We start from the raw sequence: 26,018 nt of genomic DNA, 5'->3' as shown, positions 1-26,018 counted from the left end.
GTGGCGGCGGGCCGCTGCTCGTCGCCCGGCCCCGTCTCCTTGCCGGCGTCCCCGACTACGCTCCCTTGCCGCCCGCGTCCTTGTCCCCCGCGTCCGTGTCCCCCTTGCCGGCGTCGCCCGACTCCACGCGCTTCTTCAGGCCCGCGAGCGCGCGGTCGATGATGACCTTCTCGGCCTTGCGCTTGATCATGCCGAGCATCGGGATCTTGACGTCGACGGTGAGCCGGTAGGTGACCTCGGTGGCGCTCAGACCGGCGGGCCTGAGGACGTACGAGCCGTCCAGGGAGCGCAGCATCTGCGACTTGACCAGGGTCCAGGAGACCTCGTGGTCGCCGGTCCAGGTGTAGCCCAGGGTCTGGTCGTCCTTGATGGCGCCGGCGTCCATGACGAGGCGCACCTGCTCCGCGCGGCCCTTCTCGTCCGTCGCGAGCACCTGCGCCTCCTTCACCTCGCCCGTCCAGTCGGGGTAGCGGGCGAAGTCGGCGATGACCGCCATGACATCGGCCGGTGCCGCCTCGATCGTGATACTCGAACTGGTGTGTTCCGCCATCGCTGTGGCTCCTCCAGATGCGGTCCGGACAGGGGGGTTCTGCGGGGTACGAACGCTTTCTACCTGTGTGCGCAGCGTGAACGCTACCGCGCTGTGGAGGGGCCGCCGCCCCCGGCCCCGCGACCGCCGGTGGCCCCGGCGGCCCTCACCACTCCAGTGCCCACGGCTTCCCCGTCCCGGCGAAGTGACCCACGTTCACGCACTCCGTGGCGCCGATCCGCATCCGCCGGGCGAGCGGCTGATGGACGTGCCCGAAGAGGGAGTACCGCGGCCGGGTGCGCCGGATCGCGGCCAGCAGCGCCCGGCTGCCCCGCTCGAAGCGCCGCGCCACCGTGTCGTAGACCAGCTCGGGCACCTCGGGCGGGATGTGGGTGCAGAGCACGTCGACCTCGCCGACGGCCTCGATCTTCGCCGCGTACTCCTCGTCGCTGATCTCGTACGGGGTCCGCATGGGCGTACGCAGTCCGCCGCCGACGAAGCCGAAGACCCGGCCGCCGATCTCCACGCGCTGTCCGTCGAGCACGGTGGTGCCGGGTCCGGCGTACTCCGACCAGAGGGACGGGATGTCGACGTTGCCGTAGGTGGCGTACGTCGGGGTGGGGAACGCCGCGAAGAGTTCGGCGTACTGCTTGCGTACGGCCTTCTCGATGGCGGGGCCGCGGTCGACGCCCGCCCACAGCCGGGCGCCGAGGGCCCGTGCCTCCTCGTACTTGCGGGCGGTGCGCAGTTCGACGATGCGGTCCGTGTTCTCGGTGCCGAAGAGGTCCGGGAAGATGCCGCGGGAGTGGTCGGCGTAGTCGATGAAGAGCACGAGGTCGCCCAGACAGATCAGGGCGTCCGCGCCCTCTCCGGCCCTGAGCAGGTCACGGACGTTGCCGTGCACGTCGCTCACGACGTGGATCCGTGTCCTTGGGGATGTTCCCGGGGAAGTCCCCGCGAGTGTCCTCGCGGTCTCTCGCCCGCCGCCGTCGCCGCCGCCTTGTGTACCTGCCATGGCGATCAAGAGTAAGCCTGTGGAGCAAAGGTGTGTAGACGCGGGCGGACCTGCGGTTACTACCCAGTCCGTAACGGCTTGGACTACTCTGCGCCAAGGAACGCCAACACGTGTGACGCGGGGAACATCTCACCGGACCCCCCTGTCGTAGAGGCACTACCGGCGGGTAACGTCCGGGCAGTCCAGTCGTGCTCAGGGTTTCAACAACCGACTCCCGGAGCACCTGCCCGAGCCTTGGACCGCTCCGTCGCATCACACGAAGTCGTGGCGCCGGCGCCCTATGAGGAGCAGCAGTCTTGCGCGAGTTCAGCCTTCCGGCTTTGTACGAGGTCCCTGCGGACGGCAATCTGACCGACATCGTCCGCAGAAACGCCGCGCAGCATCCCGATGTCGCGGTCATCGCCCGCAAGGTCGGCGGTACCTGGACGGATGTCACGGCCACCGTCTTCCTCGCCGAGGTGCAGGCCGCCGCGAAGGGCCTGATCGCCTCGGGCGTGCAGCCCGGCGACCGCGTCGCCCTGATGTCCCGCACGCGGTACGAGTGGACGCTGCTCGACTTCGCCATCTGGAGCGCGGGCGCCGTCACCGTACCCGTGTACGAGACCAGCTCCCCCGAGCAGGTGCAGTGGATCCTCGGCGACTCGGGAGCGACCGCGATCGTCGTGGAGCTCGACGCGCACGCGGCCACCGTGGAGTCGGTGCGCGACCGGCTGCCGCACCTCAAGCACGTCTGGCAGATCGAGGGCGGCGGCGTCGACGAGCTCGACCGCGCCGGCAAGGACGTCTCGGACGCCGCCGTCGAGGAGCGCAGCTCGCTCGCCAAGGCCGACGACGCGGCGACGATCGTCTACACCAGCGGTACGACCGGACGCCCCAAGGGCTGTGTGCTGACCCACCGCAGTTTCTTCGCGGAGTGCGGCAACATCGTGGAGCGGCTGCGGCCGCTGTTCCGTACCGGTGAGTGCTCGGTGCTCCTCTTCCTGCCGCTCGCGCACGTCTTCGGGCGGCTCGTGCAGGTCGCGCCGATGATGGCGCCGATCAAGCTGGGCATGGTCCCGGACATCAAGAACCTCACCGACGAACTGGCCTCGTTCCGGCCGACGCTGATCCTCGGTGTGCCGCGCGTCTTCGAGAAGGTCTACAACTCGGCGCGGGCCAAGGCGCAGGCGGACGGCAAGGGCAAGATCTTCGACAAGGCGGCGGACACGGCGATCGCGTACAGCCGCGCGCTGGACACGTCGGCGGGGCCGTCCATCGGGCTGAAGATCAAACACAAGGCGTTCGACAAACTCGTCTTCAGCAAGCTGCGCGCGGTGCTCGGCGGCAAGGGCGAGTACGCGATCTCGGGCGGCGCCCCGCTGGGCGAACGCCTCGGCCACTTCTTCCGCGGCATCGGCTTCACCGTCCTTGAGGGCTACGGGCTGACCGAGTCGTGCGCCGCCACCGCGTTCAACCCGTGGGACCGGCAGAAGATCGGCACGGTCGGTCAGCCGCTGCCCGGCTCGGTGATCCGCATCGCCGACGACGGCGAGGTGCTGCTGCACGGCGAGCACCTGTTCAAGGGGTACTGGAACAACGAGGGCGCGACCGAGGAGGCGCTGGCCGACGGCTGGTTCCACACCGGTGACATCGGCACGCTCGACGAGGACGGGTACCTGCGCATCACCGGCCGCAAGAAGGAGATCATCGTCACGGCGGGCGGCAAGAACGTCGCTCCCGCGGTGATCGAGGACCGCATCCGGGCGCACGCGCTGGTCGCGGAGTGCATGGTCGTCGGCGACGGGCGGCCGTTCGTGGGCGCGCTCGTCACCATCGACGAGGAGTTCCTGGGGCGGTGGGCCGAGGACCACGGCAAGCCGGCCGGCTCCACGGCGGCGTCCCTGCTCCTCGACCCGGATCTGCTCGCGGCGGTGCAGAGTGCGGTGGACGACGGGAACGCGGCGGTGTCGAAGGCGGAGTCCGTACGGAAGTTCCGCGTGCTGTCGCACCAGTTCACGGAGGACTCGGGGCACCTGACGCCGTCGCTGAAGCTGAAGCGGAACGTGGTGGCGAAGGACTACGCCACAGAAATCGAAGCGCTGTACCAGGCCTGAGCGGACCTGACTCCGTCCTGCACCGGCGGCCCGGTAAGGCCCGTTCGCGCCGTTCCTCGCGCCCCTCGCCTTCAGGGGCGCGGGGAACGGCGCAGTCTTTTGCTTTCAGGGGCGCGGGGACTGCGCAGTCTTTTGCCCTTGGGGGCGCGGGGAACTGCGCGAACAGCCCTCGCCGGGGCGCGGCGCTAAAGCAGCCCCCGCAACCCCTCCGCCAACAGGTCCCAGCGCCATTTCTCCTCCACCCACTCCCGCCCCCGCTCCCCCATCCGCCGCCGCAGCTCCGGATCCGCGAGGAGCGTGACGATCCGGTCCGCGGCGTCCTCCGCCGAGCCACCCCGGACCACCCACCCCGTCTCCCCGTCGAGCACCGCGTCCGGCGCACCCCCCGAGTCCCCCGCGACCACGGGCAGCCCCGTCGCGGAAGCCTCCAGGTAGACGATGCCGAGCCCCTCCACATCCAGCCCCCCGCGCCGCGTCCGGCACGGCATGGCGAACACATCCCCCGCGCCGTAGTGGGCCGGCAGCTCGGACCACGGCACCGCCCCGGTGAAGCGGACGGACTCGCTCACCCCGGTCTCGTACGCGAGCCGCCGCAGATCCTTCTCGTACGGCCCCCCGCCCACGATCAGCAGCACGGTCTCCGGCTCACTCGCCAGAATGCGCGGCATGGCGAGGATGAGCGTGTCCTGGCCCTTGCGTGGGACCAGCCGCGACACGCAGACCACCACCGGCCGCTCGGTGAGACCGAGCCGCACCCGCACGGCGTCCCCGCCGGACCCGGGGTGGAACGTCTTCTCGTCGACCCCGGGCGGGAGTTGCACCATCCGCCCCGCCGCCTCGGGCGTCAGCGCGGCGGCGATCCTCGACCGCGTGTACTCCCCCAGGTACGTGATCGTGTCCGTCGACTCCCCGATCCCCCGCAGGAGCCGGCGCGCCGCGGGCAACTGCGCCCACCCCGCCTCATGGCCGTGCGTGGTGGCCACGAGCCGCTCCGCGCCGGCCTTCCGCAGCGCGGGCGCGAGCATTCCGAGCGGCGCCGCCGCACCGAACCACACCGAGGTGCAGCCGTGCTCCTTCAGCAGCCCGACGGCCCGCCGGGAGACCCCAGGAGTGGGCAGCAGCATGGTTGTTCGGTCGCGTACGATGACGAAGGGTTGTTCGGCGTCGAAGGCGGCTGTGGCCTCGGCTCCTTCCCGGCCCCGCTTCCACGTGGAGGCGTAGACGACGAGCCGTTCGGGGTCCAGGCGCAACGCCATGTTGTGCAGGAAGGCCTGGATACCGCCCGGTCTCGGCGGAAAGTCGTTGGTCACGATCAGGGTCTTGTGCATGGTCTCGCGCATCGCCGTCGACAGTACCGAACCCGTACCCCACCGCTCGGCCCGGCCGCGCTTCACGGCTCTCGCACAGCCGCGCGGGGGATCATGACCCCACAGGGCGGCGGTACGGCGGGGCCGCACGGCGGATGCGTACGAACAAGGGGCAGGTGGGCATGGCGGGAGCCAAGGGGCCGAGGTTCCCGTACGTACTGCTGGCGACCTGGGGCCTGACGAGACTGCTGCTCCTGCTCTTCGTCTTCAAGGTGTTCGTCTTCCCAGGACCGGACGTCACGAGCGACGTCTCGGTGACCTACCAGAACTGGTACGAGGTCCTGCGCACCGGCACCTTCCCGCTGGACGACGTCACCTGGCAGTACCCGCCGGCCGCCGCGCTCGCGATCCTCTCCCCCGCGCTGCTGCCCTTCCTCGCCTACACCGAGGCGTTCTTCGTCCTCGCCTTCGCCGCCGACCTGATCGCCTTCGGACTGCTCCTGTACGCGGCCCTGCGCCCCGCCGCCGGTGAGGACGGGCCGATGCCGGTGTCGGTGCGCGGCGTCTGGGTGTGGGTGATCGGCGTACCCCTGCTCGGGCCGACGGTGTACTCGCGCTACGACGTGATGGTGACCGCCGTCGCCGTGGCCGCGCTCCTCGCGGGCGTCCGGCACCCGAAGGTGATGGGCGTCCTCGCCGCGCTCGGCGCGATGCTGAAGGTGTGGCCGCTGCTGCTGCTCGTGGGCACCACCGGGCGCAAGGCCTGGGCCGCCGCGGCCGCCGCGGCCGCGGCCCTCGCGTCGGTGTTCGTCGTGTCGATGCCGGGCGCGTTCGCGTTCCTGACCTTCCAGCGCGACCGCGGCACCGAGGTCGAGTCCCTGGGCTCGCTGGTCTTCCACGTCGCCCGGCACCACGGCTGGGAGGGCCAGGTCCTGCTCAACTACGGCTCGGTGGAGTTCCTCGGCCCGTACGTCGACGTGGTGAGCACGGTGGCGCTGATGCTGACCGGGCTCGCCTTCGGCTGGCTGCTCCTGTGGCGGCTGTGCGCGACCCGGTTCCTGGTGCACACGGCCGCCGACGCCGCGTTCATGGCGGTACTGCTGTTCACCACGACGAGCCGGGTCATCAGCCCGCAGTACCTGGTGTGGCTGGTCGGTCTGGCCGCCGTGTGCCTGATCTTCCGCGGCAGCCGGATGGGGTGGCCCGCGGTGATGGTGCTGGTGGCGTGCCTCTTCACCGTCCTGGAGTTCCCGATCTTCTTCGCGGACGTCGTCGCCAGCACCGACCTCGGCATCGAACTGCTCGTGATCCGCAACGGCCTGCTGGTCGCCGCGACCGTCACCGCGGGTGTGCTCCTGTGGCGCGACACCGTCTCGTACGCGGACCCGGCCCCGGCGCCCGGCCGGGCAACCCCCGCCGACGCCGACGAGGAATCACTCGCCTCCTGACGCCACGGACGCGAGTACGGGCGCAACAAGGGCACCAAGTTCGGGCCGACGCACGCCGCTCAGCGGTTCTCGAACAGCGCGATGCCTGCCGCGTCGGCGAAGCGCGGTGCTCCGCCTCCGCGACCATGAGGGCGGCGATCCCCGCGCGCGGCGCCCTGGACGGGATCATGCGCGGCGCGAACGGTGGTCCCGCCCGCCTAGCGGCCCCGTCCGGGCCGCGCTGCCGACGTCTGAACCCGGCGTCATTAACTTTAAATGCAATCTAGTCACGGCTAGATTTACTCGCATGCAACTGGATCTGAATCTGCTGACCGCGCTCGACGCCCTGCTGGAAGAGGGCAGCGTGACGGACGCCGCCGCCCGCCTGCACGTCTCCGCTCCCGCGATGAGCCGCACCCTGAGCCGTATCCGCCGGGCCACGGGCGACGAGATCCTGGTGCGCACCGGCCGCACCATGACGCCCACGCCCCGCGCCCTCGCCCTGCGCGCGACCGTGCACGAACTGGTCCAGCAGGCGCGGACGGTCCTGTCCCCCGACACCGAGGTCGACCTGACGGCCCTGGAGCGGACGTTCATCCTGAAATGGCACGACGCCCTGGCCGCGGCGGCCGGCCCGCACCTGCTCCGCTCGCTGCGCGCCGAGGCACCCGGCGTGCGGCTGCGTTTCCTGGCGGAGGCCAGTACGGACGCCCACGACCCGCGCCGGGGGGACATCGACCTCGAAGCCGGCGCTGGCGCACCCTCCTCGTCCGAGATCCGTCACGAGGTCGTGGGCCACGACCGGCTGGTCCTGGCCCTGCGCCCCACCCACCCCCTGTGCGACGGCGCCAGCGGCGGCGAAGAGGGCGGTGACGGCCCGCTCGGGCTGGAGGAGTACGTGACCGCCGAGCACATCACCGTCTCCCGCCGGGGACGCCTGCGTGACCCCATGGACGACGTGCTGGAGGCCCGGGGCCTGAGCCGTCGGGTCGTGGCGGCCGCTCCCACCGCGGCCACGGCCCTGCAGCTCGTGCGCCACGACGACCTGGTCGTCGCGGTGCCCCGCCTCACCAGCCGCCCGCTGCTGGACGGCCTGGGCCTGTGCGTCCGGCCGCTGCCCCTGCCCATGCCCGACGTCCCCGTCCACCTGGCCTGGCACCAGCGCTACGACAACGACCCCGCCCACATGTGGCTGCGCCGGCACGCGCGTGCCGCCCTGCACCACGCGTGCGCCGCCACCGACGAGGTGACTCCCCGCCTCAGCGGACGCGGCGGATCCTGATCGGGCCGCGGGCCTTCGCCGGTTCGACGACCCGGCCGCCCTGGGTGATCTCCACCTCGCCGGCCTCGACCAGCCGCCGGGCCGCGCGGCGGGCGGGTTCCATGAGGGCGCGCCAGCCGTCGTCGTCGCCCGTGTACACCGCCCGCGCGGCGTCGGAGGGGCAGATCGTCGCGGTCGGGGCCCGGCGCTCCAGCAGGTCCAGGATGGCCCGCTCCAGACGCAGGTCGGCCCGCCGTTCGCTGTCCGTCACTCCGCCAGGGTCGCACCGGCCGCTCCGCACGGCCATCGCGACCGGGCGGCCCGCCCGACAGCCGGCCCCTCGACCCTCACCCCTCGGCCGTCGACCGACGGCCATCGACGGTCGACCGTCGGCCGTCACACGAGCCGATCCCGCAGATACGCCTGCCACAGCCGCGTGAATTCCCCCGATGACGTGTCCAGGACCTCCCGCAGCCCCGCCTCCACCGCGCCCGCGCGCTTCTCGTGCGCCCCCACGGCCCGGTAGAACTCCCTGAGCCGCACCTCGCCCCACCGCTCGGCGATCATCCGGCAGGCCAGCCACCCGCTCTCGTACGCCCGCGCCAGCTTCCCCGCGTCCCCGCCGAAGCCGAAGTCCCCGTCCTCTGGCAGCGCGTCCGGCACGCGCCCGTCCAGCACCGCGCGCGTCAGCTCGGGCGCGGCCTGTGCCGCCGTGCGGCCGGTGCCCAGGTAGCCGACCCAGTCCGCGTACCCCTCCGACAGCCACAGCGGGGTCGCCGCCGAGGTCGCGGCGCGGGTCGCGACATGGGTCGTCTCGTGCGTGAGCACGACCTGCCGGCCCAAGGAACCCAGCACCCCGTACGCGTCCGGGTTCACGATGATCCGGTCGGCGGGCGCCTTGCCGGAACCTCCCCCGGCCTCCGGCCGCGGGGACCCCCGATCCGCCTCGCTCACCACGCCCGTGGTGACCGCCGCGATCCCCCGGTACCCGGACGCGGGCGCCCCCAGCAGCTCCGCCATGCCCTCCAGCGACTTCGGTACGAGGACGACGACCCGCCCCGGCCACTCCGCGCCCCACGCCTCCCGTACGACGGGCACCGCGCGGTCGGCCAGGTCCGCGTAACCGCGCAGCGTGCCGCGGGACTGCCCGACCCCCAGGACGAGGCTGTGCTCGCCGCGTACGGCCACCACGGCCCCCTGCTCCCACAGTTGCCGGCTCGCGTCACCCGCGGGCCGGTCGTCGCTCACGTACCAGCGCCCCTCGGCGCGGACGAGGCTCAGCGTGCGGGCGGTGACAACGGGCGCCCTGTCGTAGCCCTCTATGCGGTAGCGCAGCTCCGCGTCGGCGGTGGCGCGCTCGCCGGTGCGGTGGAAGCCGGTCACGCGGTACGACCAGTCGGTCAGCGGGACCGCCCGCAGGTTCCTGAACCCGGTGCGCGCCTCGGCCCGTTCGGCGGCGGCGACGGAGCCGGGCGGCGCCGTCGCCACGAAGGCCCGCTCGCTGCCGTCGCGCACCGCCGCCGCCCGCCGGTCCAGTACCTGCTTCACATCGGCGGACGCGGCGTCGGTCCCGGCGGAGCCGGCACAGCCGACCAGTCCCGTCAGCCCCGCCAGACCCGTCAGGCCCGCCAGCAACAGCCCCAAGACCCTTTTCGGCGCACGTCCACGACCAGCCACGATCCTGATCGTACGGCGCGGGGTGCGACGGGTCAGGGGCGCGTCACGGCCGAGACGGGCATCATGCCCACCGGGTCGTAACGCACGGGGGCGCCCGGGTAGGGCGCGTGGACCACCTGGCCGTTGCCCACGTACATCCCGACATGGCTGGCGTCGTCCCGGTAGGTGACGATGTCGCCGGGCTGCGCCTGCGAGAGCGGCACCTGCCGGCCGGCGTGCGCCTGGGCCTGCGAGGTGCGCGGCAGACCGACACCGGCCTGCGCGTACGACCACTGGGTGAGGCCCGAACAGTCGAAGCCGGAGGGCCCGTTGGCCCCCCAGATGTAGGGGCGGCCGACGGCGGAGCGGGCCGCGGCGACGGCGGCGGCCGCACGCCCGGAGGACGGGACGGCGCCGGTGAGGTCGGGGGTCCGGCCGGAGCGGGAGGTCCGGTCGTAGGCGGCGCGGTCGGCGTCGGGCATCGAGTTGAGCAGTTGCCGCGCCTTGGACAGTTTCCGCTCGACGGTGCGTTTGTGCCGGGCGACGGCCTCGCGGCTCTTGTCGAGTTCGGCGAGCTTGCTGGTCGTCTCCGCGCGTTCCTGGGCGAGGTCGCGCATGGCTCCCTGGAGCTTCCTCAGCTCCCCGGCCTGGCGGGCGCTGATCCGGTCGATCGCGGCGGCCTTGTCCAGGTACTCGTCGGGGTCGTCGGAGAACATCAGCGCCAGCGAGGGATCGAGGCCGCCGGAGCGGTACTGGGCCCCGGCGAGCGAACCGAGGGCGTCCCGCATGGTGTTGATGCGGTCCTGCTGCCGGGCGATGCGGTCCTGCGCCTTGTCCACCTCGTCGTGCAGGAGGTCGGCGCGCTCGTCGGCCTTGTTGTACGACTCGGTGGCGTGCTCCGCCTCCTCGTACAGGCGGTCCACCTCCGCGCGGTTGTCGTCCCGCGGTGCGGCGCCGGCGGGCAGGACGCCGAGGGCCGCGGCCGCGACGGTCAGTACGCACAGGGTGGCGCCTCGGGCGCCTCGGGCGCCCCGGTCGAAGCCGGACGGTGCAAGACGGCGATGGGACCCCACAGGAAGCCGCACTCCCTTCCGCTGACGGACCCCCGGAGTTGGGGGAAACGCGCCAGACAGTAGTCGTGTGACTACGCGGTGACCAAAGAGCCATCCGTGTACACAACGCGACGCCCCGCCCTAGACGCAGGTCATGGGCGGGGCGTGGGGTCAGCGTCAGTCACCGGAATTCGCCCGTTCGGGCGGCGTGGCGACCGGCCTTCAGGAAAATCCCGAGGCGCTCGGATCAGACGCGGACACCGAACTGGAAGGAGCCGATCGTGCTCATCGACTCGAGGCGGACGACGGCGCCGGGCTTCGGCGCGTGCAGGACCACGCCGTTGCCGGCGTACAGGCCGACGTGCGCGAGGCTGTTGAAGAAGACCAGGTCGCCGGGCTTGAGGGCGCTGCGGCCGATCTTCACACCGTCGTTCTGCTGCGTGTAGGTGGTCCGGGATATGGACTGGCCGGCCTGGTTGTACGCCCACTGCGTCAGCCCGGAGCAGTCGTACGAGTTGGGGCCGCTGCCACCGGACACGTACGGCTTGCCCATCTGGGTCTTCGCGGCGGCGAGGGCGGCGGCACCGCGCTCGGAGGCGGGCGCCTCGTTGCCGAGTTCGACGCGGTCCCCGGCGTCGCGGCTGGCGCGCGTGTCCGCGGTCTTGATGGCCGCCTGCTCCGCGGCCGTGAGGGTGTTGAGGAGCGTGCGCGCCTTGGCGAGCTTCTCCTGGACTTCCTTCTTCTTCTGGCCCAGGGTCTTGCGGGTGTCGGAGAGCTCCTTGAGCTTGCCGGCCGCTTCCTGACGCTGCTGGGCGAGGACCCGCTGCTTGTCCTGGACCTTCTTGAGTGCCTCGACCTGCTGGGCGCTCAACTGGTCGATGGCGGACGCCTTGTCGAGGTAGTCGTCCGGGTCCGAGGAGAGGAACAGCTGCACGGAGGGGTCGACGGCGCCCGTGCGGTACTGGGAGCTGGCCATCAGACCGAGGCCGTCACGCATGGAGTTGAGATCGTCCTGGCCGCGGGCGACCTGGTCCTGGAGGGTGTCGATCTCCTTCTCCAGCTTCTCCTGCTTCTCCTCGGCGCCGTTGGCCCTGTCCGTGGCGAGCGCCGACTCCTCGTAGAGCGCGTCGACCTTGGCCTTGACCTCGTCCTTGCTGGGCTTCTCACTGGGCGCGGCGTTGGCAGCCTGTGAGCTGAGGGCAACGGCGGCAGCGGCGGCGGTGGTGAGCACGGTCACACGGGTGCGGCTCGGCTGCTTCGGTCGACGGTGGGACGCCACGGAGGCGAGCTCCTTCATTACCTCAGCCGCCCACCGAAGACGCCGGTTGGCGGTGCCCCTCCACCGTCACTCCCAATGAGTGATCACCCGAGTGGAGGTTCGACGCCTGACCCTAGTGACCACCTGTGATCAGTTCAAATCCTCCCCGGAAAAATCTCGGTCACCGATCGCATTCTTTACAATCAACTCACGTGCAGTAACGCTCTCTTGACCCTACGTTGCGTGAAGGTTTCGCCAAGTCGGGCAAGACGACCATGTGTTGCTCTTGGTGCGTCCGACACCTATGGGGCGTACGGGACAGAACGGCGACCGCGGTCCGCGAAGGGGTGAGGGTGCCCGCGAAGAGCGGTTCTCAACCCCTCGAAAGACGCTTCAGCAGCACCACGGAGGCCACCGGACGGGCGCCCGCGCTCGCCACCCCGTCGGCCACCTCGCGGTCCGTGGAGACGACGATGACGGGCCGCCCCGGCGGTTCGGCGCGCACCAGCTGGCGGATCAACTCGTCCGCGGTGACACCCGGCTTGGAGAACAGCACCCGCACCCCGCGCGGCGGAGCGAGCAGCACCGGGGCGGCCAGCTCGGCCCCGTCGAAGACACAGGTGACCTCGGCGCCGGTCTGGGCGGCGAGCTGCGAGAGCTGACCGAGCAGCCGCAGCCGCTGCTTCTCCAGCGGCATCTGCGGATAGCCGGTCTTGGTGACGTTGTACCCGTCGACGACCAGATGCGCCTGCGGCAGCGCGAGCAACTGGTCCAGGACGGCGGGATCGCTGTCGGACAGCGCCCGGGCCGCGATGTCCTTCGGTGTCATCCGCCCCGGCTCGACCGCGTCCACGGTCTCCGCCGGCCGCACCGACACCGGTGGCAGGGCGAGTTCGCGCCGCAGCCCCTGGGTGGCTTCGAGCACGGTGTCGAGGAGCAGCCGCACCCGCATGTCCTCGACGCTGCGCCCCTCGCGCGCCGCGCGGCGGGTGGCCTCAAGGGAGCCCTCGACCTCGCCGAGGCGCTGCTTCAGCCGCCGGCTCTCGCTCTCGGCGGCGGACACCTGGGCCTGCCCCTCGCCCCGCACGGCCTCCATCTCGCCGCGCAGCTTGCGCAGGGCCGCCTCACCCCGTTTGACGTCGCTGAAGGCTCCGCGCAGCTTGCGGTGAAGCGATTCCGCTTCCTTCTTCGCCGCGTCGAGTTCGGCGCGCAGCCGCTCCGTCTCGGCCCGGGTCTGCCCCCGGGCCTCGGCCAGCTCCTCGCGCAGCCGCTCCAGCTCGACGCGGCTCTCCTCGTCGGCGCGCTCGGCGTCCGCCCGCAGGGCCTCCTCGCCGGCGGCGGTCACCAGCTTGACCCACCCCGTGGGGCGCAGCACATAGGCCGCGGCCGCCACGTCCAGCGGGTCCGCGGCCGGGGGCGGTGAGCCCGAGTCGAGAGCACCGGCCAGCTCGGGCTGGGCGTCTCTGAGTTTCTCGGCGATGCGCTGTCTGAAAAGCGGATCGGTCTCCATGGCCGCCGCCATCGCGGTCCCGGCGAACTTGGCACGACGATTGGGGGCGAACCGGGCGTACTGCCTCAGTTGAGTGGGCAGTTCGGCCACGGTCAGCCCGCCGAACCCGTCCGACACGATCTGTACGACCCTGCGGCGCACCCCGTCGGGCAGCGGACGGTCGAGCACCTCGGCGTCGCCGTCGTCCGGCTCACCGCCTGTGGTCTCCACCATCCTTCACCCCATCGTCCGTGCGGGGCCGGCTCCTGTCAGGAGCGGGCGCCCGGCCTGTCCACCAGTTCCACCTGATCCACCGCGTTGCACCACCGGCAGCGCACGGAGTCGATGGTCTCACTGACCACGTCGCGTTCCTCGACCTTGGGTTCCCCGGCCAGGTCCAGATGTACGTACTCGACGACCTTCGACGAACGGGTCACATCGAAGCGCGTGAGGTTGCCGCAGAGCGTGCAGCGCCACCGGGTCTCGGCCGTCGGGAGGGGAACCGTCATCGTGGCAGTCGCTCTCTTTCCGTAAGTCTTCGTGCCGCACCGGATTCCCCGGGGCGTGTGGCTCGTAACCCTACGGCCTGGCGGGTACTCGACGCCCGTCCACCGCGAGCGGCGAGGCGCTCTGTGCGGTTCGGTCCCGTTACGTCATGCTCTGTTCATGCTCGGCAACTGGGGTGCACCCGGCAACAGGACGGTCAGAACGGTCAGGGCGATCCGGAGCCACCCCGCTCCGGTGACCTACGGACTGATGGCCCTGTGCTGCGCGATCTTCGTGATCGGCCCGGCTTCCGGACTCAGCCCGTCGTACGGCACCGGTGACGAGCTTCTTTCCGCGCAGCGGGCCTATTTCGAACGGTGGGGCGTGGTGCCCGTCGAACTGTTCCAGGGGACACCGCGGGCCCTCGGCACCCCCGCCACCGCCCTGTTCGTGCACGGAAGCTGGCTGCATCTTCTGGGGAACATGCTCTTCCTCTACGTCTTCGGGGCGATGGCCGAGGAGAGGATGGGCCACGTCGAGTTCGCCCTCTTCTACGTGGGCTGCGGCTACCTCGCCCTGCTGGGCTACGCGGGCGCCCACGCCGACTCGGCGCAGACCCTCGTCGGCGCGTCGGGGGCGATCTCCGCCGTCCTCGGCGCGTTTCTGTACCTGTTCCCCAAAGCCCGGGTGACCAGTCTCTTCCCGTTCCTCTTCTTCCTTCCGCTGCGGTTCCCCGCGTGGGTGGTGCTGCCGTTCTGGGTGTCCCTGCAGTGGCTGGCCGCGGGGCGCGCGTCGCAGGGGCCCGGGGTCGCCTATCTGGCGCACCTGCTGGGCTTCTCCGCCGGGTTCCTCTACGCGTGGGTGCGGTACGGGCGTCCGGCTAGAGTGAAATCCCCAGCGACGGCCACCGAGGGAGAAAACCAGCCGTGATCACCGCGATCGTGCTCATCAAGACCAGCGTGGACCGGATTCCCGAGATCGCCGAGTCGATCGCGGCGCTGGACAGCGTCAGCGAGGTGTTCTCCGTGACGGGGACGTACGACTTGATCGCCATGGTCCGGGTGAAGGCCCATGACGATCTGGCGGACGTCATCCCCGGCATGATCAGCAAGATTCCGGGGGTCGAGGGGACGGACACGCATGTGGCGTTCCGGACGTACTCGCAGCACGACCTGGAGGCCGCGTTCGCCATCGGGGGCGACAACTAGCCCCCGCGGGGGCGGGACGGGGCTCCTCCGGAAGCGGGGCGGGGACCCCTGCGGGGCCCGGCCCTAGGCCGGGACGCAGCGGCCGTTCTCCGTGCGGTAGTTCCAGCTCGCGCCGTTCTTGACGAGCTCCTTCACCGCTCCCACGAAACGCTCCACGTGCTCGTCGGGGGTGCCCGCGCCGAAGCTGACGCGGATGGCGTTCAGGGACTTCTCGCCGGGCGCGGCTTCGGGGGCACCGCACTCGCCCTGGGACTGCGGGTCGCTGCCGAGGAGCGTACGGACCAGCGGGTGGGCGCAGAAGAGGCCGTCGCGGACGCCGATGCCGTACTCGGCGGAGAGCGCGGCGGCGAAGTGTGAGCTGTTCCAGCCGTCGACGACGAACGAGATGACGCCGACGCGCGGGGCGTCGTCGCCGAAGAGCGAGAGCACCCGGACCTCGGGCACCTCGGCGAGGCCCTGGCGGACGGTGGCGACGAGCCGCTGCTCACGGGCGACCAGGGTGTCGAAGCCGGCCTCGGTGAGGGCCTTGCAGGCGGAGGCGATGGAGTAGGCGCCGATGACGTTGGGCGAGCCGGCCTCGTGCCGTGCGGCGCTCTCGTGCCACTCGACGTCGACGCCGCCGTCCACGCGCCGCGACACCTTCTTCGAGGCACCGCCGCCGGCGAGGTAGGGGTCGGCCTCTCGCAGCCAGTCGAAGCGTCCCGCGAGCACACCCGAGCCGAACGGCGCGTACAGCTTGTGGCCGGAGAACGCGACCCAGTCCACGTCCAACTCCCGTACGGACACCGGGTGGTGGGGCGCGAGCTGGGCGGCGTCGAGCACGATGCGGGCGCCGTGCGCGTGGGCGGCGGCGGCCAGTTCCCGTACGGGCCACAGCTCGCCGGTGACGTTCGAGGCGCCCGTGACGCACACCAGCGCCGGACCGTACGGGTCACGCTCGGCAAGGGCCCGCTCCAGCGTCGCGACGGCCTCGGCCGGGGTGCGCGGGGCGTTGAGGTAGGTGACCCGGGCGTCCTGCCACGGCAGCAGCGACGCGTGGTGCTCGGTCTCGAAGACGAAGACCTGGCAGTCGGCGGGCAGGGCGGCGGCGAGGAGGTTGAGCGAGTCGGTGGTGGACCGGGTGAAGACGACCTCGTCGTCGGCGCGGCAGTCGAGGAACTCGCCGACGGTCCTGCGGGCGTTCTCGAAGAGGTCCGTGGAGAGCTGGGACAGGTATCCGGCCCCGCGGTGCACACTGCCGTAGTACGGGGCGTACGCGGCCACGTCGTCCCACACGCGCTGGAGGGCGGGGGCGCTGGCAGCGTAGTCGAGGGCGGCGTAGGTGACCTCGCCGCCCGTCACGAGCGGAACGGTGACGTCCCGGCCCAGAACGGGCAGGGATCCCTCGGTGTCACAGTGGGCGGACCGGTCGGCGGCAGCGGTGGAGACAGACATGGCGAAGCTCCCATGAGGCAGGCGGAATCACCGCGCGAGCGGGCAGGGCTCGGCGCGGGAAGGTGATGGGGAAGGGGTACGCGGAAGTGGGGCTCGGCGCCCTATCGCATTCGCTTGCTCATGAAAGGCTCCCTCGAACGACCAGGACCCCTGGTGTCCCCGCTCAGAGAGCGGCGAGGGGTCCGCGCTTGCCGTAGACCTCACTGCCTACGACCTGGTCTTCACCCGGGGCACCCCGCCACGGACGGAGGGTTGCCGGACAGTCGGCCGGGGCCTGTTGACTGTCACTCATGACCTGCCAGCATCTTGCCACACGATGATCCGACCGCAACCCCCCTGTCCGCATACCGGGACGCCCGCCCTTCCCTCGCCGCCCCCACCTCAGGGGCTCCGCCCCCGAACCCCCGCTGCGCAGTTCCCCGCGCCCCCAGGGCCCCCAGGGGCCTCCACAGGGGCGCGGGGAACGGCGCAATCCTTTAAGCCCGCCCCCACCCGGCAGCTCAGGGGCGCGGGGAACGGCGCAATCTTTTACGCCCGCCCCAACCGGGCAGCTCAGGGGCGCGGGGAACGGCGCAATCCTTTACGCCCGCCCCGCCAACCCCGCGCCCCGCCCCGCCAGCGCCAGCGACTACGCGTTGGTCGCGGTCACCCACCGCTCCAGCGTCCGCAGCGCCGCGCCGGAGTCGATCGCCTCCGCGGCGCGAGCCATCTGCGTACGGATCTGGTCCGCGAGCGACCCGGAGCCGGGCGCCAGAGCCACCAGCGCCGCGGCCGAGTTCAGCAGCACCGCGTCCCGCACGGGCCCCCGCTCACCCCCCAGCAGCCGCCGCGCGACATCCGCGTTGTACGACGCGTCAGCCCCCCGCAGCGCCTCCACGGGCACCAGATCGAGCCCCACGTCCCGCGGGTCGAACGCCTCCTCGCGCACCTTGCCGTCCCGCACGACCCACACTCGGGACGTGGCCGTGGTGGTCAGCTCGTCGAGGCCGTCGTCGCCGCGGAAGACGAGCGCGGAGTTGCCGCGCTCGGCGAGGACCCCGGCCACGATGGGCGCCATGGGCGCGTGCGCGACCCCGACCGCCTGGGCCCTGACCCGGGCCGGGTTGGTGAGCGGGCCGAGGAAGTTGAAGGTGGTGCGGATGCCCAGCTGCCCGCGCGCCGCCGCCACGTGCCGCAGCGCCGGATGGAACTTCACCGCGAAGCAGAAGGTGATCCCGGCCTCCTCGGCGACCTCGGCCACCCGCCGCGGCGTCAGCTCCAGATTGACGCCGAGCTTCTCGAGGACGTCAGAGGCGCCGGACGCGGAGGACGCGGCGCGGTTGCCGTGCTTGACGACCTTGGCGCCCGTACCGGCGATGACGACGGCGGACATCGTCGAGATGTTGACGGTCTTCGCCCCGTCCCCGCCGGTGCCGACGATGTCGACGGTGTCACCCGGCACCTCGATCACGTTGGCGTGCGCGTACATCGTGCGCACCATGCCGGAGATCTCCTCGACGGTCTCGCCCTTGGCCCGCAGGGCCACCGCGAACCCGGCGATCTGCGCGTCGGTCGCCTCGCCCCGCATGATCAGGTCCATCGCCCAGGCCGTGTCGTCGGCGCTCAGGTCGCGCCCGTCCAGCAGGCCGTTCAGCAGGGCGGGCCAGGAACGGCCCGCCGCGAAGTCGCCTCCAGCGGGGGTCACAGCACTCATCTGCCGCTCCTGGGTTCGTGTTCGTGGACGTGAGGGTTCCAAGGGACGGGTCCACCCTATCCAGGCCCCGGGACGGCAAAGAGCCCCGTCCATGCAATGGACGGGGCTCCTGCCGTGGCGGACAGGTGGTGATCAGTGGTGGCCGTGGCCGCTCGTGATCTCCTTGTACTCCTCGGCGGTCGGCTTGGGGATCTGGCCGTCCTCACCGAAGTAGGCGGTGCTGAGCTTCGCGCGGAGCTTCTGCGGGCCCTTCACCTTGCGCTCGACACCGTTCTCGTCGACCGTCGGGCCGATCTCGGCCGGCTGGTACTGCTCGTGCGCCGTGAGGGTGTGCATGGCCTCCTGGCTGAGCGGCTCGTGCACCTCGACGAACTCACCGTGCGGCAGGCGCTTGATGATGCCCGACTCGCGGCCGTGCAGCACCTTGTCCCTGTCCCGGCGCTGCAGGCCGAGGCAGATCCGCTTGGTGGCGATGAACGCGAGTACCGGTCCGAGGAAGAACCCGATCCGGACGAACCAGGTGACCGTGTTGATCGACAGATGGAAGTGGGTCGCGACGATGTCGTTGCCACCACCGATCAGCATGATCATGTACGCGGTGACCCAGGCGACACCGAAGGCCGTACGGGTCGGGGCGTTGCGCGGGCGGTCCAGGATGTGGTGCTCGCGCTTGTCCCCGGTGACCCAGGACTCGATGAACGGGTAGAGCGCGATGAGCGCCAGGAAGACACCGAAGATCACCAGTGGGATGAGCACACCGAGGACCAGCGTGTGGCCCCAGATGTTGATCTCCCAGCCGGGCATCGCGCGGATCAGACCCTCGGCGAAGCCCATGTACCAGTCGGGCTGGGCGCCCGTGGACACCTGGTCCGGACGGTACGGCCCCAGTACCCAGATCGGGTTGATGGACGCGACCGCGGCCAGCATGGCGATGAACCCGAAGACCAGGAAGAAGAAGCCTCCGGCCTTGGCCATGTAGACCGGCAGCAGCGGCATGCCGACGACGTTCTTGTTGGTCTTCCCGGGACCCGCGAACTGCGTGTGCTTGTGGTAGAAGACCAGGATCAGGTGGCCGACCACGAGCCCCAGCATGATGCCGGGCAGCAGCAGGATGTGGATCGAGTAGAACCGCGCGACGAAGTCGCCGCCCGGGAACTCCCCGCCGAACAGGAACATCGAGATGTACGTGCCGACGATCGGCATCGACAGGATCGCGCCCTGGGTGAAGCGGACACCGGTTCCGGAGAGCAGGTCGTCCGGGAGCGAGTAACCGGTGAACCCGGTGAACATGCCCAGGACGAACAGCAGGAAGCCGAACAGCCAGTTGACCTCACGCGGCTTGCGGAACGCACCGGTGAAGAAGACGCGCATCATGTGCACGAACATGCCGGCCAGGAAGACGATCGCCGCCCAGTGGTGGATCTGCCGGATGAGCAGACCGCCGCGGACGTCGAAGCTGATGTCCACCGTGGAGGCGAACGCCTCCGACATCAGCTGCCCCTGGAGCGGGACATAGCTTCCGTGGTACTCGATCTCGTTCATCGAGGGGTGGAAGAACAGCGTCAGATACACACCCGTGAGGATGATGATCAGGAAGCTGTAGAGGCAGATCTCGCCCAGCATGAAGGACCAGTGGTCCGGGAAGATCTTGCGCATGTTGGCCTTGGCCAGGGAGTAGATCCCCAGCCGGCCGTCGGCCCAGTCGGCGACCCGCTCGCCGGCCGGCGCCTTCTCTCGCGAACGTCCCGGCGCGCCTGCGCCCGAGGGGTTCGGGGTGGTCGTAGTGCTCATCCGCGCTCCCAGAAGGCAGGACCGACGGGCTCTTCGAAGTCGCCGTGCGCCTCGAGATAGCCCTCGTCGTTCACACCGATACGCAGCTGCGGAAGGGCGTGACCGGCCGGGCCGAAGATCACTCGGGCACCGTCGGAGAGGTCGAAGGTGGACTGGTGGCACGGGCAGAGGACGTGGTGCGTCTGCTGCTCGTACAGGGAGATCGGGCAACCGACGTGGGTGCAGATCTTCGAGTACGCCACGATGCCCTCGTGGGACCACTCAAGTTCCTGCTTGTCCTTGATGTTCTCCGGCTGGAGCCGGACGATCATCAGGGCGGCCTTGGCGATCTCGGTCTGGAAGTCGTGGTCGTGCTCCTCCAGGCCCTCGGGCTTGGCGAAGGTGAGCGAGCCCACGGCGACGTCGGAGGGACGCAGCGGCTCGTCGGTGTTCATGTTGACGAGCAGCTTGCCCTTGGACCACAGCGTGTGCCGCAGCTTGTCCTCCGGCAGCGGACCGAGGTCGCGCAGCAGGACGATGCCGGACAGCGGGAACAGGGTCAGCGCGCCGAACATCGTGTTGCGGATGAGCTTGCGGCGGCCGAGCGCGGATTCCTTGGCGCCCTGCTTGAAGTCGGCCAGTACCTTGGCCTTGACCTCGGGCTCCGCCGCGATGGCGTGGCGCTCGTCGGCCATCTCCTCGTCGGACATCAGGGTGCGGGCCCAGTGGACCGCGCCCGCGCCGATGCAGAACAGCGCCAGGCCGAGCGTCATGCCCAGGGCGAAGTTCAGACCGCTGATGTGACCGAGCGGGAAGATGTAGACGATTCGGTCGGCCGGGATCGTCACGAAGGACGCGATGAAACCGACCGTGGCCAGCATCGAGAGCGTGAACAGCAGGGCGACCGTGCGCTCGGACCGCTTGGCGGCCCGCTCGTCGATGTCCTGGATGCGGTGCTCGTGCGGCGGCAGACCGGGATCCGCGAAGGGATCCTTCTCGTTCGCCGCCACGCTCACGTCACCGTGCGCGTGAGCGTGCTCGTCGGCGGCCCGCTCGGCGGGCAGGTTCTCTTCTGGAATGTCTTGGCTACTCATGACTTCTTGGCCTTTGCGGTCCGGGCGGCGACCCACACGGCTACGGCGATCAGACCGCCGAGACCGAAGATCCAGCCGAAGAGGCCTTCACTGACCGGCCCGAGGCCGCCCAGCTCCAGACCGCCGGGGCTCTCCGAGTCGTCGCTGTTGACCGCGTCGAGGTACGCGATGATGTCCTTCTTGTTCTTCTCCGTCAGCGTGGTGTCGGGGAAGGACGGCATGTTCTGCGGGCCGGTCTGCATGGCCTCGTAGATGTGCTTCGGGTCGACATCCTCCAGCGTCGGGGCGTACTTGCCGTTGGTCAGCGCGCCGCCCTTTCCGGTGAAGTTGTGGCACTGCGCGCAGTTGGTACGGAACAGCTCCCCGCCCTCGGCGATGTCCGCGCCCTCGGGGTTGTACTGCTCCTCGGTCGGCACGTTCGGACCGGCGCCCAGCGAGGCGACGAACGCCGCGAGCTGGTCGATCTCCGCCTGCGAGTAGATGACCTTCTTCTTCGGAACCTGCGCGCCCGGCTGCTGGGCGGGCATGCGGCCGGTGCCGACCTGGAAGTCCACGGCCGCGGCACCCACGCCGACCAGGCTGGGACCGTCGGTCGAGCCCTCACCGCCGGTGCCGTGGCAGCTGGCGCAGCCGACGGCGTAGAGCTTCTTGCCCTCGTCGATGGCGAGGGACTGGGCGGATGTATCGGCCTGCGCCTTGTCCGCGGGCGCGAACGCGGTGTACAGCCCCCCGGTGGCCGCCAGCGCGAGGAGTAGGACGACGACCGCCGCCAACGGATGGCGTCGTCGTGCGGAGAGCTTTTTCACGGATTACCCCGGTGTCAGGATCTTCTGCGTCGATGCTTCTGGAATGTGCGCGGGAACGGGCCCGGCTACTTGATCATGTAGATCGTGGCGAAAAGGCCGATCCAGACGACATCGACGAAGTGCCAGTAGTAGGACACGACGATGGCGGCGGTCGCCTGCTCGTGCGTGAACCTGCGGGCCGCGTAAGTGCGCCCGAGGACCAGCAGGAAGGCGATGAGACCACCCGTCACGTGCAGGCCGTGGAAGCCGGTGGTCAGGTAGAACACCGAGCCGTACGGGTCGGACGAGAGCGACAGGCCCTCGTGCTTGACCAGCTCGGTGTACTCGTACACCTGGCCGCCGATGAAGATCGCACCCATCACGAAGGTGACGATGAACCACATCCGGAGCTTCTTCACGTCCCCACGCTCGGCCGCGAACACGCCGAGCTGGCAAGTGAGGGAGGAGAGCACCAGGATCGTGGTGTTGGTCGCCGAGAACGGGAAGTTCAGGGCGGACGCCATTTCCTTCCAGTGGTCGGGACCGGTCACCGATCGGAGGGTGAAGTACATCGCGAAGAGGGCCGCGAAGAACATCAGCTCGGAACTCAGCCAGATGATGGTTCCGACGCTGGTGAGGTTCGGCCGATTGACCGACGGGTGCGCGTGCCCGGTATCTACTGTCGTTGCTGTCGCCACGACCGACATTATGTCGGTCGCTTATCCCGCCCTCACCTCGGGGGGTGCCGTTCGGGGTGTCTGTGGGGTGTGTCCAGCCCATATGGCCCATCGAAGCCCTGTCCGAACCGGTGTTGACGACGTGATCGAGGGAGTAGCATCCGCGCATCGGACTGTGTCCGTCCCTGTCTCTGCTCTGTGCTCTACGACGCTGACGTCCCGGAGGAAGAATGCAGCCGACCGCAACGGTGCTGGTCTACAGCGACGACTCCAACACCCGCGAACAGGTGCGGCTCGCGACGGGGCGCAGGCCCGCGACCGACGTCCCCCAGGTGGAGTTCATCGAGTGCGCCACCCCGGCGGCGGTGATCAAGGAGCTGGACCGCGGCGGGATCGATGTGTGCGTGCTGGACGGTGAGGCCGTTCCCGCGGGCGGGATGGGGATCTGCCGGCAGATCAAGGACGAGATCTTCAACTGTCCTCCGGTGCTGTTGCTGATCGGGCGGCCGCAGGATGCGTGGCTTGCCACGTGGAGCCGGGCCGAGGCGGCTGTGACCTTGCCGGTCGAGCCTGTGGAGTTCGCCTCTGCCCTGGCGGGGCTGCTTCGCAGTAAGCGTGCGCTGAGCGCGTAGTCGCCTTCGCGGATGGTGTCGCGGGGCGGCTGCGGGTCCGTTGTGGCTGGGTCTGCACCGTTCCCCGCGCCCCTAAAAGCGAAAGACTGCACCGTTCCCCGCGCCCCTAAAAGCGAAAGACTGCGCCGTTCCCCGCGCCCCTGAAGGCGGCGGGCCCCTGTGGGGCCGGCCTAGGCCAGCTCCGGGCGTAGTTTCAGGCGGTCTGCCGGGGGTGGGCCCTCCGGGGTGTCGGCTGTCAGGGCGCTGCCCTTGCGCCAGTTCTTCCAGGTGAGGTTCCAGTCGCCGAAGCCGTTGCCGAACGGGTCCATCATGTCGCCGTACGAGTTGACGACCTTGACGATGTCCCCGGCGCGGACGGTCTCGAAGAACCATTCGGCGTTGGCGGTGCTCATGCCGGTGCAGCCGTGGCTGACGTTGGCGGCCCCCTGGGAGCCCGCCGACCACGGCGCGGCGTGCACGTACTCGCCGCTCCAGGTCACCCGCGTGGCGTAGTAGACGGGCAGGTCGTAGGAGTCCGCGGTGCCCTCGGCGATGCCGATGCTGGTGCCGCGCATCCGTACGAAGTACTCCTTGCCCAGCACCACCTTGACACCGTTTCGGGTGTCGAAGCCCGGCTTGCCGGTGGTGACCGGGATCGTCTTGATCGCCTCGCCGTTGCGGTAGACCGTCATCGAGTGCGCCGCGGCGTCCGTCACGGCCTCCAGGCGATCGCCCGTGGTGAGCGTCAGGGGCTTGGCCACGCCGCCCCAGAGGCGCTCGGCCACCTTGATGCCCGCGAGGTTGCTGTGGGCCCGGAGAGTGGCGTGTGCGGGCCAGTACTCCTTGGGGCGGTAGTGCAGTTCCTTGTCGTCCACCCAGTGCCAGGCGCCCTCGACCGCGGGCTGCGACTGCACCTTGAGGGCCCGCTCGACGACGGCGCGCGCCGCCCTGTCCTTGACCGGGGTGCTGAGTTCGGCGGTGACGGGCTGGCCCACGCCGTACGTGCCCTTGTCGGGGCCGAACGTCACGTCGAGGCGCTTCTTGGTCCTCGGGACGCTGGTCTCGAAGTCGACGACCTTGCGACCGGGCGCGCCGTCGTCGTCCTCGGTGCTCACCCGCACCGTGTAGTGGGCGCCTGCGGCCAGCGGCGAGGTGCTGTGCCACCGGCCTCCGTCGGCCGTCAGTTCGCCCGCCACGTACCGTCCTGCGGCATCCGTGGCCGTGACGTCGGTGATCCGTCCTCCGGAGTCCTTGGCGGTGATCTCCAGGGGCTTGTCCGGGTCGGCCTTCTTCCCGTCGCTCACGGCGGCGCTGAAGGAGAGGTCCTTGGCCGCGTCGTAGGGCTCGGCCGAGAGCGGATGGCCGCCGGAGCCGCAGGCCGTGACGCCCGCGCCTATGGCGACCATGAGCGCCGTGCAGCCGACGGCGGTACGGTTCCGCGGGCGCGCCGGGCCGGCGTCGGCGCTCCTGGAGGAAGCTGAGTGGCTCATGTCCCGAGCGTAGGAACCGCGGTCGGTCGCGGCGCGCCTATTGGGCCGAGCGAGGGACGGGACACGTGGCGAAAGGGGGAAGCCCGGACCTCCTGACGGAGTGTCCGGGCTTCCGTGCGCTCAGCGCGTGTTACTGATTCTGGTTCTCTCCGCGGTAGTACTCGAAGACCCAGCCCCACAGGCCGATCATGATGATCGGGGCCGAGAAGAAGAGCAGCCACCAGCCGAAGACGACGCCCATGAAGGCGAGCGCGCCGCCGATACCGAGCGAGAGCGGCTGCCAGCTGTGCGGGCTGAAGAAACCGACCTCACCGGCGTCGTCCGCGACGTCGGCCTCCTTGTTGTCCTGTGCGCCCGTGTCGACCCGCCGGGCCGTGAACCACAGGTAGTAGCCGATCATGACGCTCAGGCCGAAGCCCAGGAAGAGCGCCGTGGTACCGGCCGGCTCCTTCGACCACACGCCATAGACGACCGCCATGACGAGGATGAAGACGGCGAGCCAGATGAACATCTTGCCCTGGACCTTCACTTGCCCGCCTCCTTGCCGCCGGCGAGGGCCTTCTCACCGTGACCGGCGTTCTCGAGCTGGTCGAGAGCGGCGATCTCGGGGTGGTGCAGGTCGAACGCCGGGGATTCGGAACGGATCCGCGGCAGCGTGAGGAAGTTGTGCCGCGGCGGCGGGCAGGACGTGGCCCACTCCAGCGAACGGCCGTAACCCCACGGGTCGTCGACCTCGATCTTCTTGCCGTACTTGGCCGTCTTCCACACGTTGTAGAAGAAGGGCAGGATCGACAGGCCGAGGACGAACGAGCTGATCGTCGAGATGGTGTTCAGCGCGGTGAAGCCGTCGGCCGCGAGGTAGTCCGCGTAACGACGCGGCATGCCCTCGGCGCCCAGCCAGTGCTGGACGAGGAACGTCCCGTGGAAGCCGATGAACAGCGTCCAGAAGGTGATCTTGCCGAGGCGTTCGTCGAGCATCTTGCCGGTGAACTTCGGCCACCAGAAGTGGAAGCCGGAGAACATCGCGAAGACGACCGTGCCGAAGACCACGTAGTGGAAGTGCGCCACCACGAAGTACGAGTCCGAGACGTGGAAGTCCATCGGCGGCGAGGCCAGGATGACACCGGTCAGACCACCGAAGGTGAAGGTGATCAGGAAGCCGGTGGCCCACAGCATCGGGGTCTCGAAACTCAGTGACCCCTTCCACATGGTGCCGATCCAGTTGAAGAACTTCACACCGGTCGGCACGGCGATCAGGAACGTCATGAAGGAGAAGAACGGAAGCAGCACACCGCCGGTGACGTACATATGGTGCGCCCACACCGTCACGGACAGACCCGCGATGGCGATGGTCGCGCCGATCAGGCCCATGTAGCCGAACATCGGCTTGCGGGAGAAGACCGGGATGACCTCACTGATGATGCCGAAGAACGGCAACGCGATGATGTACACCTCTGGATGGCCGAAGAACCAGAAGAGGTGTTGCCACAGCAACGCTCCGCCGTTGGCCGAGTCGAAGATGTGTGCGCCGAACTTCCGATCCGCCTCCAGCGCGAACAGCGCGGCGGCGAGCACGGGGAAGGCGAGCAGCACCAGGACCGCGGTGAGCAGCACGTTCCACACGAAGATCGGCATACGGAACATCGTCATGCCGGGGGCGCGCATGCAGATGATGGTGGTGAT

General features: G+C 70.1%; 24 protein-coding genes and 1 riboswitch. Of the genes, 6 read left to right on the top strand and 18 right to left on the bottom strand.

What is annotated here, in order from left to right; all coding sequences use genetic code 11:
* Nucleotides 1-55: 55 nt before the first annotated feature.
* Nucleotides 56-550, bottom strand: a complete 495-nt coding sequence (locus tag IE278_RS36150) for an SRPBCC family protein (protein ID WP_189778966.1) — start codon at nucleotides 548-550, stop codon at nucleotides 56-58.
* 145 nt (nucleotides 551-695) lie between these two features.
* Entirely contained in the window at nucleotides 696-1,451 is a 756-nt protein-coding gene (locus IE278_RS36145; protein ID WP_189779059.1) for a metallophosphoesterase family protein, read from the bottom strand.
* Nucleotides 1,452-1,840: 389 nt separating this feature from the next.
* Here IE278_RS36145 and IE278_RS36140 point away from each other — a divergent pair, with 389 nt between their 5' ends.
* The gene (locus tag IE278_RS36140) at nucleotides 1,841-3,637 is read left to right on the top strand and encodes an AMP-dependent synthetase/ligase (RefSeq protein WP_189778964.1); all 1,797 of its coding nucleotides are present in this window, start codon (nucleotides 1,841-1,843) and stop codon (nucleotides 3,635-3,637) included.
* Nucleotides 3,638-3,822: 185 nt separating this feature from the next.
* Here IE278_RS36140 and IE278_RS36135 read toward each other — a convergent pair whose 3' ends face one another.
* Entirely contained in the window at nucleotides 3,823-4,965 is a 1,143-nt protein-coding gene (locus IE278_RS36135; RefSeq protein WP_189779057.1) for a glycosyltransferase family 4 protein, read from the bottom strand.
* Between the two features lie 134 nt (nucleotides 4,966-5,099).
* Here IE278_RS36135 and IE278_RS36130 point away from each other — a divergent pair, with 134 nt between their 5' ends.
* Both IE278_RS36130 and IE278_RS36125 read left to right on the top strand, forming a co-directional pair.
* Nucleotides 5,100-6,392 (top strand): glycosyltransferase 87 family protein, encoded by a 1,293-nt coding sequence (locus IE278_RS36130; protein WP_373312180.1) that lies wholly within the window; start codon nucleotides 5,100-5,102, stop codon nucleotides 6,390-6,392.
* Between the two features lie 286 nt (nucleotides 6,393-6,678).
* Entirely contained in the window at nucleotides 6,679-7,653 is a 975-nt protein-coding gene (locus tag IE278_RS36125) for a LysR family transcriptional regulator (RefSeq protein WP_189778962.1), read from the top strand.
* Here the strand turns inward: IE278_RS36125 and IE278_RS36120 are convergent.
* The 6 genes from IE278_RS36120 to IE278_RS36095 all read right to left on the bottom strand — a co-directional run bounded on the left by IE278_RS36120 (nucleotide 7,631) and on the right by IE278_RS36095 (nucleotide 13,596).
* Nucleotides 7,631-7,903 carry a DUF3253 domain-containing protein gene (locus tag IE278_RS36120; RefSeq protein ID WP_189778960.1) on the bottom strand — a complete coding sequence of 91 codons (273 nt, stop codon included), beginning with the start codon at nucleotides 7,901-7,903 and terminating at the stop codon, nucleotides 7,631-7,633. The genes IE278_RS36125 and IE278_RS36120 overlap by 23 nt on opposite strands.
* 125 nt (nucleotides 7,904-8,028) lie before the next feature.
* On the bottom strand, nucleotides 8,029-9,309 hold the full coding sequence (locus tag IE278_RS36115) for a hypothetical protein (RefSeq protein ID WP_373312179.1): 1,281 nt from the start codon (nucleotides 9,307-9,309) through the stop codon (nucleotides 8,029-8,031).
* A 32-nt stretch (nucleotides 9,310-9,341) separates the two neighbouring features.
* Nucleotides 9,342-10,361, bottom strand: a complete 1,020-nt coding sequence (locus IE278_RS36110) for a C40 family peptidase (RefSeq protein WP_189778958.1) — start codon at nucleotides 10,359-10,361, stop codon at nucleotides 9,342-9,344.
* Between the two features lie 226 nt (nucleotides 10,362-10,587).
* Nucleotides 10,588-11,619: a C40 family peptidase gene (locus IE278_RS36105; protein ID WP_189778956.1), complete on the bottom strand. Its 1,032-nt coding sequence runs from the start codon at nucleotides 11,617-11,619 to the stop codon at nucleotides 10,588-10,590.
* Between the two features lie 352 nt (nucleotides 11,620-11,971).
* Entirely contained in the window at nucleotides 11,972-13,321 is a 1,350-nt protein-coding gene (locus IE278_RS36100) for an NYN domain-containing protein (RefSeq protein ID WP_107017439.1), read from the bottom strand.
* 35 nt (nucleotides 13,322-13,356) lie between these two features.
* A complete protein-coding gene (locus IE278_RS36095) occupies nucleotides 13,357-13,596 on the bottom strand; it encodes a hypothetical protein (protein WP_189778954.1) in 240 nt (79 codons plus the stop codon).
* Nucleotides 13,597-13,753: 157 nt separating this feature from the next.
* On the opposite strand from IE278_RS36095, the gene IE278_RS36090 reads away from it, so the two are divergent.
* Both IE278_RS36090 and IE278_RS36085 read left to right on the top strand, forming a co-directional pair.
* A complete protein-coding gene (locus IE278_RS36090) occupies nucleotides 13,754-14,503 on the top strand; it encodes a rhomboid family intramembrane serine protease (RefSeq protein WP_189778952.1) in 750 nt (249 codons plus the stop codon).
* On the top strand, nucleotides 14,500-14,781 hold the full coding sequence (locus IE278_RS36085; RefSeq protein WP_107017436.1) for an Lrp/AsnC family transcriptional regulator: 282 nt from the start codon (nucleotides 14,500-14,502) through the stop codon (nucleotides 14,779-14,781). The genes IE278_RS36090 and IE278_RS36085 overlap by 4 nt, the downstream gene beginning before the upstream one ends.
* Before the next feature lie 63 nt (nucleotides 14,782-14,844).
* On the opposite strand, the gene IE278_RS36080 is transcribed toward IE278_RS36085, so the two are convergent.
* From IE278_RS36080 to ctaE, 6 genes are all read right to left on the bottom strand, one after another.
* A complete protein-coding gene (locus IE278_RS36080; RefSeq protein WP_189778950.1) occupies nucleotides 14,845-16,215 on the bottom strand; it encodes an aminotransferase class V-fold PLP-dependent enzyme in 1,371 nt (456 codons plus the stop codon).
* A gap of 179 nt (nucleotides 16,216-16,394) precedes the next feature.
* Nucleotides 16,395-16,511: riboswitch (SAM riboswitch) on the bottom strand.
* A gap of 332 nt (nucleotides 16,512-16,843) precedes the next feature.
* On the bottom strand, nucleotides 16,844-17,908 hold the full coding sequence (trpD, locus tag IE278_RS36075) for an anthranilate phosphoribosyltransferase (protein WP_189778947.1): 1,065 nt from the start codon (nucleotides 17,906-17,908) through the stop codon (nucleotides 16,844-16,846).
* Nucleotides 17,909-18,040: 132 nt separating this feature from the next.
* On the bottom strand, nucleotides 18,041-19,699 hold the full coding sequence (gene qcrB, locus IE278_RS36070; RefSeq protein ID WP_189778945.1) for a cytochrome bc1 complex cytochrome b subunit: 1,659 nt from the start codon (nucleotides 19,697-19,699) through the stop codon (nucleotides 18,041-18,043).
* On the bottom strand, nucleotides 19,696-20,772 hold the full coding sequence (gene qcrA, locus IE278_RS36065; protein ID WP_189778943.1) for a cytochrome bc1 complex Rieske iron-sulfur subunit: 1,077 nt from the start codon (nucleotides 20,770-20,772) through the stop codon (nucleotides 19,696-19,698). The genes qcrB and qcrA overlap by 4 nt, the downstream gene beginning before the upstream one ends.
* Nucleotides 20,769-21,578, bottom strand: coding sequence for a cytochrome bc1 complex diheme cytochrome c subunit (qcrC, locus tag IE278_RS36060; protein ID WP_189778941.1), 810 nt, complete (start codon nucleotides 21,576-21,578; stop codon nucleotides 20,769-20,771). The genes qcrA and qcrC overlap by 4 nt, the downstream gene beginning before the upstream one ends.
* Nucleotides 21,579-21,643: 65 nt before the next feature.
* Nucleotides 21,644-22,264, bottom strand: a complete 621-nt coding sequence (gene ctaE, locus IE278_RS36055) for an aa3-type cytochrome oxidase subunit III (protein WP_107017430.1) — start codon at nucleotides 22,262-22,264, stop codon at nucleotides 21,644-21,646.
* A gap of 200 nt (nucleotides 22,265-22,464) precedes the next feature.
* Between ctaE and IE278_RS36050 the strand changes: the two genes are divergently transcribed.
* Nucleotides 22,465-22,866, top strand: coding sequence for a hypothetical protein (locus IE278_RS36050; RefSeq protein WP_189778939.1), 402 nt, complete (start codon nucleotides 22,465-22,467; stop codon nucleotides 22,864-22,866).
* 170 nt (nucleotides 22,867-23,036) lie between these two features.
* Here the strand turns inward: IE278_RS36050 and IE278_RS36045 are convergent, their stop codons facing one another.
* The 3 genes from IE278_RS36045 to IE278_RS36035 form a co-directional block, all read right to left on the bottom strand.
* A complete protein-coding gene (locus IE278_RS36045) occupies nucleotides 23,037-24,335 on the bottom strand; it encodes a L,D-transpeptidase (protein WP_189778937.1) in 1,299 nt (432 codons plus the stop codon).
* Nucleotides 24,336-24,465: 130 nt separating this feature from the next.
* Nucleotides 24,466-24,864, bottom strand: a complete 399-nt coding sequence (locus tag IE278_RS36040) for a cytochrome c oxidase subunit 4 (RefSeq protein WP_189778935.1) — start codon at nucleotides 24,862-24,864, stop codon at nucleotides 24,466-24,468.
* Nucleotides 24,861-26,018: cytochrome c oxidase subunit I (locus tag IE278_RS36035; protein ID WP_189778932.1), on the bottom strand; the 1,158-nt coding region annotated here is incomplete at its 5' end. The genes IE278_RS36035 and IE278_RS36040, both read right to left, overlap by 4 nt.

It is taken from the genome of Streptomyces tauricus (assembly GCF_014650955.1).
Lineage (GTDB): Bacteria > Actinomycetota > Actinomycetes > Streptomycetales > Streptomycetaceae > Streptomyces > Streptomyces tauricus.
The sequence above is the reverse complement of the archived record's forward strand: the minus strand, read 5'-3'. Positions and strand labels throughout refer to the sequence as shown.

What these genes read in the sequence shown, in the direction of transcription:
- IE278_RS36150 (WP_189778966.1), bottom strand. Translation starts at nt 550, where the DNA reads ATGGCGGAACACACCAGTTCGAGTATCACGATCGAGGCGGCACCGGCC.
- IE278_RS36135 (WP_189779057.1), bottom strand. Translation starts at nt 4,965, where the DNA reads ATGCACAAGACCCTGATCGTGACCAACGACTTTCCGCCGAGACCGGGC.
- IE278_RS36130 (WP_373312180.1), top strand. Translation starts at nt 5,100, where the DNA reads ATGCGTACGAACAAGGGGCAGGTGGGCATGGCGGGAGCCAAGGGGCCG.
- IE278_RS36125 (WP_189778962.1), top strand. Translation starts at nt 6,679, where the DNA reads ATGCAACTGGATCTGAATCTGCTGACCGCGCTCGACGCCCTGCTGGAA.
- IE278_RS36100 (WP_107017439.1), bottom strand. Translation starts at nt 13,321, where the DNA reads ATGGTGGAGACCACAGGCGGTGAGCCGGACGACGGCGACGCCGAGGTG.
- IE278_RS36095 (WP_189778954.1), bottom strand. Translation starts at nt 13,596, where the DNA reads ATGACGGTTCCCCTCCCGACGGCCGAGACCCGGTGGCGCTGCACGCTC.
- IE278_RS36090 (WP_189778952.1), top strand. Translation starts at nt 13,754, where the DNA reads ATGCTCGGCAACTGGGGTGCACCCGGCAACAGGACGGTCAGAACGGTC.
- IE278_RS36080 (WP_189778950.1), bottom strand. Translation starts at nt 16,215, where the DNA reads ATGTCTGTCTCCACCGCTGCCGCCGACCGGTCCGCCCACTGTGACACC.
- trpD (WP_189778947.1), bottom strand. Translation starts at nt 17,908, where the DNA reads ATGAGTGCTGTGACCCCCGCTGGAGGCGACTTCGCGGCGGGCCGTTCC.
- qcrB (WP_189778945.1), bottom strand. Translation starts at nt 19,699, where the DNA reads ATGAGCACTACGACCACCCCGAACCCCTCGGGCGCAGGCGCGCCGGGA.
- qcrA (WP_189778943.1), bottom strand. Translation starts at nt 20,772, where the DNA reads ATGAGTAGCCAAGACATTCCAGAAGAGAACCTGCCCGCCGAGCGGGCC.
- ctaE (WP_107017430.1), bottom strand. Translation starts at nt 22,264, where the DNA reads ATGTCGGTCGTGGCGACAGCAACGACAGTAGATACCGGGCACGCGCAC.
- IE278_RS36050 (WP_189778939.1), top strand. Translation starts at nt 22,465, where the DNA reads ATGCAGCCGACCGCAACGGTGCTGGTCTACAGCGACGACTCCAACACC.
- IE278_RS36045 (WP_189778937.1), bottom strand. Translation starts at nt 24,335, where the DNA reads ATGAGCCACTCAGCTTCCTCCAGGAGCGCCGACGCCGGCCCGGCGCGC.